This is a genomic window from Ehrlichia canis str. Jake (genome assembly GCF_000012565.1).
GTDB lineage: Bacteria > Pseudomonadota > Alphaproteobacteria > Rickettsiales > Anaplasmataceae > Ehrlichia > Ehrlichia canis.
Genome location: NC_007354.1, coordinates 135,530 through 148,331, shown reverse-complemented (window position 1 = coordinate 148,331; position 12,802 = coordinate 135,530). Strand labels below are relative to the sequence as shown.

At 29.3% G+C, this 12,802-nt stretch carries 7 protein-coding genes; 5 read left to right on the top strand and 2 right to left on the bottom strand.

What is annotated here, in order from left to right:
* The first annotated feature begins 329 nt into the window (after window positions 1-329).
* From dapE to purF, 5 genes are all read left to right on the top strand, one after another.
* Complete coding sequence (gene dapE, locus ECAJ_RS00500; protein ID WP_044261945.1) at window positions 330-1,472, top strand: succinyl-diaminopimelate desuccinylase; 1,143 nt, start codon at window positions 330-332, stop codon at window positions 1,470-1,472.
* On the top strand, window positions 1,472-2,164 hold the full coding sequence (locus ECAJ_RS00495) for a ComF family protein (protein ID WP_011304222.1): 693 nt from the start codon (window positions 1,472-1,474) through the stop codon (window positions 2,162-2,164). The genes dapE and ECAJ_RS00495 overlap by 1 nt, the downstream gene beginning before the upstream one ends.
* A gap of 962 nt (window positions 2,165-3,126) precedes the next feature.
* A complete protein-coding gene (locus ECAJ_RS00490; RefSeq protein ID WP_011304221.1) occupies window positions 3,127-3,756 on the top strand; it encodes a 50S ribosomal protein L25/general stress protein Ctc in 630 nt (209 codons plus the stop codon).
* A 10-nt stretch (window positions 3,757-3,766) separates the two neighbouring features.
* A complete protein-coding gene (gene pth, locus ECAJ_RS00485; protein WP_011304220.1) occupies window positions 3,767-4,348 on the top strand; it encodes an aminoacyl-tRNA hydrolase in 582 nt (193 codons plus the stop codon).
* 1,247 nt (window positions 4,349-5,595) lie between these two features.
* Window positions 5,596-6,984: an amidophosphoribosyltransferase gene (gene purF / locus ECAJ_RS00480; RefSeq protein ID WP_011304219.1), complete on the top strand. Its 1,389-nt coding sequence runs from the start codon at window positions 5,596-5,598 to the stop codon at window positions 6,982-6,984.
* A 1,047-nt stretch (window positions 6,985-8,031) separates the two neighbouring features.
* Here purF and ECAJ_RS00475 read toward each other — a convergent pair.
* Both ECAJ_RS00475 and ECAJ_RS00470 read right to left on the bottom strand, forming a co-directional pair.
* Window positions 8,032-8,868, bottom strand: coding sequence for a YgfZ/GcvT domain-containing protein (locus ECAJ_RS00475; protein WP_011304218.1), 837 nt, complete (start codon window positions 8,866-8,868; stop codon window positions 8,032-8,034).
* A gap of 648 nt (window positions 8,869-9,516) precedes the next feature.
* On the bottom strand, window positions 9,517-11,925 hold the full coding sequence (locus tag ECAJ_RS00470; protein WP_011304217.1) for a valine--tRNA ligase: 2,409 nt from the start codon (window positions 11,923-11,925) through the stop codon (window positions 9,517-9,519).
* Between the last annotated feature and the right edge of the window lie 877 nt (window positions 11,926-12,802).

The window sequence follows — 12,802 nt, the reverse complement described above, 5'->3', positions numbered from 1 at the left end:
AAAATTTCTAAAGGTATCTTTATAAGGGCTATATTACTATTAGTATATGTTACGAGTATTATTAAATACTTATTTTTTAGTCAGTTTTTTTATTGTAGAGAACTTATGATACTTGCTACTAGAAAATAGTATTTCTACAAATATGCCTATGTACACATAATTTATCATATTTTATAACATATGCTGCAATCTTCTGCACACATATAAAAAATTAACTCAAATATACTAAATAAAAATATAGAAAATTCAATAGAATACAACTCACCTCATATTGACAGTTGACTACAACAAGCTACAATTAAATGTTATCCTATTATATGAGTTTATGTATGGCTATTGACCCAATAAAACTGTCTCAAGAATTAATATCTTTTCCTAGTATTACCCCAACAGATAACGGGGCTATAGATTTTTTATCAAACACTCTATCACAATATGGGTTCACATGCCATGTTTTAACTTTTGGAGATGATCAAGTACAAGTACGTAATTTATATGCACAATTAGGGAATGGATCACCTAATCTATGCTTTGCAGGACACACAGATGTAGTACCAACAGGAGACTCAGAAAAATGGAAGTTTGACCCTTTTTCTGGGAAAATAGAAGATAACATTCTGTATGGACGTGGCGTTGTTGATATGAAGTCTGCTATATGTGCTTTTGTAGCAGCAGTATCAAGAATAGATTTTAATCAGATAAATGGATCCATTAGTTTCCTGATTTCTGGAGATGAAGAAGGTAATTATTTTAAATATGGAACACCAGCAGTACTAAAATGGTTAACCGATAACAATAAGAAAATAGATTTCTGTCTAGTCGGAGAACCAACTAGTCAATCCTCTGTAGGAGACACCATAAAAATAGGTCGTAGAGGATCAATAAACTTTAAGATAGTATGCAATGGTGTACAAGGGCATGTTGCTTATCCACATCTTGCAGAAAATCCAGTAGATAACATGATTAGCATCCTATACAAAATAAGTAATACAGTACTTGACAATGGAAATGAGTACTTTCAACCTTCAAATTGCGAAATTACATCAGTTGATGTAGGAAACACAGCAACCAATGTTATTCCAGATAAAATTACTGCAAATCTTAACATTAGATATAATGATATGCATACCTCTGAATCATTATTTAATATAATTAATAACATTTGTGCTGAAATAACAGAAAAGTATGAACTATTTACAGCAGTCTCTGGTAGCTCATTTATTACCCATCCTGGTAAGCACTCTGATATGCTATCTTCAGCTATAAAAAAAGTTACTGGACAAGATGCAATACTGAGTACATCTGGTGGTACTTCAGATGCAAGGTTTATAAAAGATTTCTGTCCTGTAATTGAATTAGGATTAAGTAATGAAACAGCACACAAAATTAATGAACACGCACCTGTAGATGATATATACAAGCTCACTGATATATATGAAGAATTTATAAGACAGTTTTTTAATATATCTTAGTGTTAGGTAAGATTATAAATATAATTTTTCCTAGAACATGTGCAAATTGCGAGTGTACAGTTCCACATTACCTGGATTTATGTAGTATATGTAAAAACGGTATAGATTTTTTACATGATAATTATTGCATCGGATGTGGATGTAGATTACCAGATGGACTATCAATATGCGGAAAATGTACAGTTGCACCACCAAAGTTTACAAAACTAGAATCGGTGTTTTCATACAATCAGTATAGTAAAAACATGATTCTCAATCTGAAATTTTTTGACAATACACTACATATTAAAACCTACGGGAAGTGGATGTATAACAAGAACCCAGATTTATTTAATAATGTTACTACTATTATACCAGTTCCAATACACAAAAAAAGGCTCAGGCAAAGAAAATATAACCAAGCAACTTTACTTGCTAAAGCTTTAAGTAAATATTGCAATATACCTTTAGAAATTTTTGTCCTGAAAAGAATCATAGACACAGTTCCACAATACAGTTTATCTAGTCAAATGAGAGAAAAGAACATTACACAAGCTTTTATAGTAAAAAATCAACATCTTATTACCAACAAAACCATATTACTTGTTGATGATGTAATCACAACTGGAATAACAGCTAGAACTTGCACAAATAAACTAATTGAAGCAGGAGCAAAAGAAGTAAGAGTAATTACTTTAGCCAGAACATTATAACAATCACTAATTAAACTTTTTAAGTTACACAAAATTACTTTAAGTTACTTTACTATTCCTATAAATTATATATCTCATTCATCAAATAACTTATTTAATATGTAACATTATTACTACCTGTTAATCAGTAATTATAACTGAGATAACAGCTAGAACTTACAAACCAACTGAATTAGAGTCAAAAAAGTAAGAGTGATTACTTTAGCCAGAACATTATAACAATCACTAATTAAACTTTTTAAGTTACACAAAATTACTTTAAGTTACTTTACTATTCCTATAATTATATATCTCATTCATCAAATAACTTATTTAATATGTAACATTATTACTACCTGTTAATCAGTAATTATAACTGAGATAACAGCTAGAACTTACAAGCCAACTGAATTAGAGTCAAAAAAGTAAGAGTGATTACTTTAGCTAGAACATTATAACAATCACCAATTAAACTTTTTAAGTTACACAAAATTACTTTAAGTTACTTTACTATTCCTATAAACTATATATCTCATTCATCAAATAACTTATTTAATATGTAACATTATTACTACCTGTTAATCAGTAATTATAACTGAGATAACAGCTAGAACTTACAAGCCAACTGAATTAGAGTCAAAAAAGTAAGAGTCATTATTTTAGCTAGAATGCTATAACAAGTTCTCCATAAAATACTTTAGATATATTTACTCCCTCTTATAAGTGATATAGTACAAAAATATACTTCATAATTATCAAACTACACAAATCATATATTTTTTCATATATTAAATTAATCTAACAAACTTTACACATTTTCTACTACTACTGTTGAAATAAAAAAACTGCATTTTTAAAGTAGATATTTTAGATACTTAATAAAACACAGCACAGTAATTTTTATATTGCAATCTCATCTTAATATGGTAAGAATATAAAGTTCAGAGGTATTAAATCAAAAAAGTTTTCGAAAGGATTTTTTAATGACAGATCAAGGTATAGTTAAAATTAATGCAAGCTTAAGGGAAAACGTAGGTACAGGTCCTGCACGTGCTGTAAGACGCAATGGAGGAATACCAGCAGTAGTATATGGTAAGAATAGGGATTCTCTAAGTGTATTTTTATCTGATAGAGAGTTTCTAAGCAAACACAGGTCCGCTGCACTGTCAACACATCTGATTGAACTTGAAATAGGGGATAAAAAAGAATACGTGCTGATGCGTGATGTGCAAAAACATCCAGTAACTGACAGAATACAGCATGTAGACTTTCAGTTCATTGATTATGGAACAGAAATCAAAATAGAAGTGCCATTAATATTTACAAATGAACAAAAATGTATCGGTGTTAAAAGAGGTGGTGTATTAAACATACTACATCGTACTTTGTCTATCAAATGTTTACCAAATGCTATATTACAAAATATAGAGATAGATTTATCTGATTTAACTGCAGGGCATTCTATACACGTAAGTGATTTAAATTTACCTCCAGAAATAAACGTTGTTATGAAAGAACATAATCCAGCAATAGTAACAATATCTAGTACAAGTATGGAAAAAGAAGGTGAAGGTAGTCAAGAACCTACAGCTGCCCCATCATCAGAAAACTAGTTTTTAAGGCATGTTCCATCTATTAGCTGGATTAGGTAACCCCGGTACTCAATATACACTAACTCGGCACAATGCTGGGTTTATGGTTATTGATGCAATATTAGATAAATTTCATTTTCCAAATTTCAAGAAGAAAAATAATGCATTGATATCAATCGGCAACATTGAATCTTACAGAGTTATCCTTGTTAAACCTTGGACATTTATGAACAATTCAGGTGTTCCTATAATGAACATAGTTAGTTTATACAAGATCCCATTAGATAACATGATAGTCTTCCACGATGAAGTAGAAATAGACTTCTGTACCATACGAGTTAAAAAAAGTGGTGGCAATGCTGGACACAATGGACTTAAATCAATTGACAACTTCCTTGGTAAAGATTACTGGAGGGTTAGATTTGGCATAGGACATCCTAGAAACAAAATGGACTTATCAGATTATGTTTTATCACACTTTCATAACCTCAATGCAGTTAATAACACTATATCAAGTATAGTAGAACACATCACACTACTGCTAGAAAAGAATCACACAACATTCACAGACAAAGTTAGAAACACTTTAAAATATGAAGACATTCCAGATTAATCTACTAATAACACGACTCTTCATTCACGTTTTGCATCACAACACAATAAATGAATCTTTTGTGTTGCATTAAGCCCTAAAGTACTTTCACATAATAAAAATTACAGCACTTATATAACTCTCTAGATTAATAATCAAAAACTAGAGATCACTTTTAAAACAGGAAGATGTCCTCAATCAATAAGCTTTCTAATACTATACTTTTTTATACATATTCTTGTGTCATAACACAATAAATAAATTTTTTACACTCCATAAATAATATAAAATACTGCCATAATAATAAAAAAATGCTATCACTTACAACATATCACACTAAGTTCAACAAGAAACTACTTTTAAGATAAAATGTATTATAAACTAACATAAATCGCCAATACAATGTTTTTTTATTGCTATTCTGAACACAATAAATGAGCTCTTTGCACTGATACTGTCATAACAACAAGAGTTCTATAACTTATACAATACCCAACACTAAGCCTAACAAAGAAACCATTTTTACAATAAAAAGTTGTTCTAAACCAATAAGATTGCTAATATCATGTTTTTTTATTGCTATCCTGAGCTACAACACAATAAATGAACTCTTTGCACTGATATTGTCACAACAACAAGAGTTCTATAACTTATACAATACCCAACACTAAGCCTAACAAAGAAACCATTTTTACAATAAAAAGTTGTTCTAAACCAATAAGATTGCTAATATCATGGTTTTTCTATTGCTATTCTGAACACAATAAATGAACTCTTTGCACTGATACTGTCATAACAACAAGAGTTCTATAACTTATACAATACCCAACACTAAGCATAACAAAGAAACCATTTTTACAACAAAAATTGTTCCAAATTAACATAGATTTCTAATATCATGGTTTTTCTATTGCTATTCTGAACACAATAAATGAACTCTTTGCACTGATACTGTCATAACAACAAGAGTTCTATAACTTATACAATACCCAACACTAAGCCTAACAAAGAAACCATTTTTACAACAAAAATTGTTCCAAATTAACATAGATTTCTAATATCATGGTTTTTTTATTGCTATTCTGAACACAATAAATGAGCTCTTTGCACTGTATGAAATACCATAAAATACTGTCATAACAATAAAAATTTATATAACTTACATAACTACACCAGGCTTAATAATAATAATTTATATATAAGTTATTAAAGTTTCTATCTTTCTATGCTAGAATATCAACTTACGGAATTCTAATTTTCTAATAACTATGCAGTTTAAAGAAGTATATGAAGAATGTGGTATATTCGCCATACAAAACAACAGACGTGCTGCAGTGAACTGTATCTTAGGACTACATGCACTTCAACACAGAGGTCAAGAATCATTTGGCATAGTAACGTCAGAAGATAACAAGCTTTATTGTCACTATTCCAATGAACAAGTTAATAGCATGTTTAATCAGCAACCCAAAATAAATTTACTACTAGGGAAATCTGCGATTGGACATGTACGTTATTCTACAAGTGGTAGTAAAATTGGTGTGCAACCAATAACTTTAGATTGTAAATTCGGGAAATTGGCAATAGCACATAATGGTAATCTTACCAACGCAACACAAATAAGAAACTCATTAACTGAAAAAGGATGCATATTTTCATCCGACATAGATACAGAAGTAATCGCACATTTAATCGCTATTAATACACAGGCTACTCTGTTAAATAACATCACAAATGCACTAAAAACTATCAATGGTGCATACTCACTAGTAATTCTTGTAAATGGTACCATAATATGCTGCCGTGACCCAGCTGGTATTAGACCTCTAGTATTAGGCATATTAGATAATTCATACATTGTAGCTTCAGAAACTTGTTCTCTAGACATAGTTGGAGCACAATTTGTAAGAGAGATATCACCAGGAGAACTGATTATAATTGATCAAAATAATACTCTAACAAGTTCTTTTCCATTTAAAAAACAAAAATCAAGTTTTTGCATTTTCGAATATGTATATTTTGCACGACCAGACAGTATAATAAACAATAAATCTGTATATGAAATACGTAAAAACATAGGAAAAGAACTCGCAATAGAAAATCCTGTACCAAAAGATACACATATGGTAGTACCAGTACCAGACTCTGGAGTACCAGCTGCATTAGGATTCTCAGAATATACAAAAATACCTTTTGAATTTGGAATTATTAGAAATCATTACGTAGGAAGAACTTTTATCCAGCCTAGCAACTACGTTCGTAATATGGGAGTAAAACTTAAACATAACGCTAATGCTTCTATTTTGAAAGACAAAATAATAATCCTAATAGATGACAGTCTTGTTAGAGGTACAACATTAAAAAACATCATAACATTACTACACAAAGCGCAAGTTAAAGAAATACATCTCAGGATTTCTAGCCCACCAACTATAAACTCTTGCTTTTACGGAATAGATACACCAGAAGAGTCAAAGTTAATAGCAAATAAGTTATCAACTACAGAAATCAAAAATGAACTTGGCTGTGATAGTATATATTTTCTAAGTATAAATGGCCTTTACAAAGCAATCAATAACACAACTAGGAATAATAGTTCTCCTCAATACTGTGATGCTTGTTTCACTGGAGATTATCCTATAGGAAAAATTGAGTAACTTTTAAAAACCTATATCCAATTATACATGTATAGAAAGCTACTTTTATCACTAAATGTTGCAAATTTTACATAATGTTAAGTGCTGAGTTCTTAATTAAACTTTCACTCTATAAGCTTGTACAGTTGCTATAAGTAATGTTAAAAGCCTAACTTTTTATTATTTTTTGAATTATGTAGCTAGTAATTCGCGTATATTGCACATGAAAAATAGTTCTTAGCATAAGTGTAAGCAAATTATCAAGATTTCTGATGAGATTACTAATTACGTATCTGTAGTGTTATGTAAAGTTCATGTGAAATACAAATCAATTATTTTTACGATATCTACTGTTATAGAAGAATCAGTACGTGTAACTATATATTTATAAAATCTTATAATTAAGTGTATATAGTTTATCACATTCCCTATTTTATAAATACACTGCAATTTTACCATCAACTAATGCGAATTTATTAGCTATCTGTTACGTTTTAGTTAATTTTTATCACTATACACATGTGAAGTGCCTCTTTATTCTTAAAACACTTTACAGGTCAAGTTATCTCATAATAGATAAATTGCTAAACGAATTAATATAACACTGTCAACAATTACATAAACACAAATCTTTATTTTACACAAAAATTAGTTATAAAAAATTACATTCCATCCTAACTTACAGAAACAATACAGATACATAACAATCTAACAGAATAAGTGTTTAACAAATTTTTTATATTTATTTTGGAAAAACCATTTTCCAGATACAACCACATAAATTACTGATCCTTCTATAAAAAATATTAGATACTGTAAAAAACAATTTATTTGTATTTCACATTAACTGAAAGCAACACTACAAATACACAATCTAGAAACCTGATAAATTGCTTATATTCAATACTAAAAATCTATTTTTTTATACATAATATAATTACATAACTTACTGATTAAGTGCCAAAAAAACTAATGTGGAAACAACTCATTGTATCTCATACTAATTCATAGAAACATTGAAAAATACACTACAATCAAAATAATTACTATATAGTAAGGAGAATGATATTAATGAAATAGCACTTTAATTTTCGCTTTACCAATTTTTAAATCACACAAGTTATCACATGAATTAATATCTAATAAACATAATCCAATATTACCAACATTAGATAATAACTCCCCTACTTGTTTCTGATCCCACATAACTTTTGTATCATCAAAAGATTCACTTTCAGAAATTACAGTATATATTTTTTTCTTTACCCCAGCACGATACATACGTGCAACTACCTCCTGTCCTATGTAACAACCTTTATTAAAATCAATTGCATTAAACTCGTCCATCCTAAATTGTAGAGGAAATGAAGTACCTTTTATCATATCTTTATTACAATCAGGAACAGTATTATTTATCCTTAACATTTCATAGTCTTTATATCTTTCAGCATCACTATTTACATTACTCAATGCTTCATTAGATTCATCAAATATTACACGTAATCCCAATGTAGATAACCTAGGATCCTGAAAAAATATAGTATTGCCTTCACAATAAGTGTATCCACATACATTGCTACTAGATTCTTCACCAATAAATACTCCAACTTTATAATGTTTTTTTTCCCTAATAACTACTTTTGATTGTAATTTGTATGACAAAAATTTTTGGATAATTTCGTCTTTATCTATGCTGCAACAATCCAACAATATATATTTCTCATACTGAACAACAAAAAAATCATACATATACCTGCCACTAGGACTTAAAAGTAGAGAATAGACAGCTTTATTCTGAGTGAGATTTAAAACATTATTTGTTGTAGTACGGTTTAGTAATTGCCTAGCATCTGGTCCATGAAACAGCACTATACTTCTATTAGGTAAAACTATAAACTTGCTCATATTTCACCATACCCACATTATTTTTTATTCAATCTGTATATAAAAAAACAACCATGTAATAATTATTCTAACATTTATGCTATTATAATAACTCATATATATTTTGTTATTTTCAAAATTATTTTCCTACTGTACTACATCATCACTATAATAACTATGCTTATTATTCACAATAACAATCTATATACCCTTATTTTTATACCACCATACTTAATCTATCTAAAAATTACTTTTCTACTGCACTACATCACTATTAAAAGATTAACACAAAACAATTACACTCATTATTTACGGTAACAATTTATATGCTTTATTTACTTAACATCATACTTAATTTATCTGAAAATTATTTTTCTACTGTTACTATATCACTACTAAAATATTAGAAAAAAATTACACTCATTGTTTACAGTAACAATTTATATATTTTATTTATATAATTTATATAAAAATTACTTTTCCACTGTACTGCATTATTACTATAATATTTAAAACCTTATCCCCTTTGATACTATAAATCTTACTCATATTCGCTTGCCTGAAAGTTTAGATTTATATAATATGTTATTATTGCTTGCACACCATCTACTTATATTACTTTAAATTACAAAAAATCTAAATTTGTTTTCTTAATAGCAACATTAATGTTTATGTAATTTGTACATTTTCAAATTCCACTGAAACTAAGAGTTGTTCTTTATTGTCATTTTGTCGATTGTCATAGACTATACAATCAGCATTACAAACTGCTTTTAAATCATTTTCTAATGAAACTGGAAAATGTTTGTTGATGATCAGTTTATTTATTTTATATTTTACAGATAATTGAGCACTAGCTTTTACCTTCCTTACTTGATTGAGAATTTCTATAAATGTTTCTCCCAACAATTCATCTGATTCATTGTACAAATTTACATCTGCAGCAGGCCAAGTATTATGGCTGTGGATTGAATTGTTACTACTATAGAGTGTTCTATATATCTCTTCTGTAACATACGGCATAAATGGAGCTAACATTTTGAGTAGCTCTCTTAATACAAAGGATAAAGTATTTACTGCACTTAGATGTTCTTGCTTGCTTATAAGTTCTCCATATGCTCTTTTTTTAGATAACTCAAGATAGTTATCACAAAAATCTTTCCAAAAGAAGGATTCTATGCAGTCAAGTGCAATGCAGTATTCAAAAGAATTGAAGCTTTCTGTTGCTTTGACAATTACTTTGTATAATTTTGACAGTATCCACTTGTCCATTGTTTCTGTAATGTATTGCAGATCTGGTTCTGAATACTGATCAATAAACATTGAAACAAATTTACTTGCATTCCAGAGTTTAGTGGTGAATCTTTTCCCTAGTTTTAGAATCTCATTAGAAAATGTAGTATCTGCACCTAATTTAGAATTTGCAGTCCAGTAACGTACTACATCTGCACCATACTCATCTAGTAATTTGTTAGGTGTTAAAACATTGCCTTTTGATTTACTCATTTTTGTTTTATCTTCTGCAAGGCACCATCCACTAATCATTATATTTTTCCATGGTATGTCATTATTATGATAGTATGCTTGCAAAATAGTATAAAACGCCCATGATCTTATTATTTCATGGCTTTGAGCACGTAAATCTGCAGGTGTTGCAGATATATTATGAAATTGAGTTGATAACGAACTAGTAGCCCAAGTATCCATGACGTCGGTTTCTACTTCTATCTCTGTATCTTGATATCCTTCTGGTAAATCATTGGTTGGATCTATTGGTAATTTATTAATATCAGGTAAGATAATTTTTCCATCTTTGGAATACCAAACTGGAAATGGTACTCCAAAATATCTTTGACGTGATATACACCAATCCCAGTTTAACCCTTCTATCCAAATCTCTATTTGTTTGCGCATAGATTGTGGATGCCAATTGATTTTTTGTACTTGTTTTAGTAATTCATGTTTTATGTCTACTACTTTTATAAACCATTGGTGACTCAATAATATTTCAATCGGTGCTCCTGACCTTTCCGCACATTTAACATTGTGAGTAATTTCTTGTTTCTGTATCAGCAAGTTATTTCGTTCTAATATTTCAATAATTAATGCTCTGGCCTCTGTTATTGATAATCCGTGTAATTGCTTGCATACATCTTGTCCTTGTAGTGTGTTTAAGTGATCTATTGTACCTGATTTACTTATAATAATTTTAGTGTCTAAGTTATGCTTATTCCACCAGTATACATCCATTTCATCTCCAAATGTACAGCACATTACTAACCCAGTTCCTTTATCTATCTTCACTTGATCATCCGATAGTATTTTTACTTTATTGCCAAATATTGGTACTATAGCGTTTTGCCCAAGCAAGTCCTGATATCTGATATCTGAAGGATTAAAAAATACAGCAACACAAGCTGGCATAAGTTCTGGGCGAGTTGTTGCAATGTTGATTGCTTTCCCTGCTTCTGTAGAAAATGCAATTGTATTCATAAAAGATGATAGTTCATTTTCTTCTACTTCAGCACGTGCTATTGCTGTTTTATCAATGCAATCCCAGAATATAGGTTGCAGTTTTCTGTATAATTTTCCTTTGTTGTATAAGTTTATGAATGATGTCTGAGATATCTTTTGTATATCTTTGCTTATTGTATGATACTCTAAGTCCCAATCATAACTAATTCCAATAGATTGAAAAAGTTGTTTAAATTGTATCCTAAATTCATGTGATACTTGTGTGCATATTGTTTTAAATTCTTTGCGGCTAATGTCTGTAGCGCGTATTTTTTTTGTTTTCTCTACCAATCGTTCTGTTGGTAGACCATTATCATCAAACCCTATAGGGTAAAACACATCTTTTCCAAGCATACGCTGATATCTTGCTATGAAATCTGTATGACAATAACTAAAGACATGTCCTATATGTAATTGTCCAGATATTGTTGGAGGTGGTGTATCAATTACGAATTGATTAGTTCCTGAGTTTTTCCATTTGTATAATTTTGTTGTGTCCCAAAGTGTATTATATTTTGTTTCTATATTTTTGAATTGGTATTTATTGTTAAAAATAGACTGCATTATCAAACATTTTACTTACTTTTCTTACTCAAGTATAGAGAATTGCATCTGTTGAAACAATGATAATTTTGTTAATTGTAATACTGTTGGTGTTATATCAGTTTTTATTGATGTATGCCATGTTTATATTATATAGTATTAAGCACTGCATGAGAGCTCATGAATCTTTGTAGATTGTATGGTGTTTAAAGGCTTGTTGGCTAGTAATTACCTCATGGACATGAGTTTGTTGATATTAATAACATTGTAACTATTAACCATTGTTTTGGGTTATATACAATTGAAGAAGCTAATTTTGCACAATTGGTTAATTTGTAATAAGTATTGAAAAATATTGTTATTCTTAAGAGTTATGGCAAGTAAATCTGTCTATGTGGAAGACTGATAATTAGTAATGACCATACTGAATTGTAAATATTAATCATTACGTAAGTTTTATATAGATAAAACCTTATCGATAACAGCCACTTATTGGGAATGCTATTATTGTGTAATTAGTTGATTGTATTGATATAGATATTGCAAAGTATTGAGAATTTCAAACTATTATTTATAAGTCGTTGTATATGTGATAATCTTATGTTTAGTAATAACTAACAGTAATAATATCGTAGTGTATATTATTGTTTAGTGTATGTTGCAAGTATGATGTCAATATCTAGTGAGTTTTTATGTTTAAAAGAGTTTATAGTACTTGCTGGTACTTGCTGCTGGAAAATTGTGTTTTAGTAACGTGTTTGTTTAGTTGTAAATTACTAAATAGTTCTTCGTTGAGCTTGTTAATTGTCGATGAAAATTTATTGGAAATGTTTCTAAAATATATTGTCGAAGTGGTGATCTACATTAAATTTTGAGTATCTGTGATTTGTAAAATTTG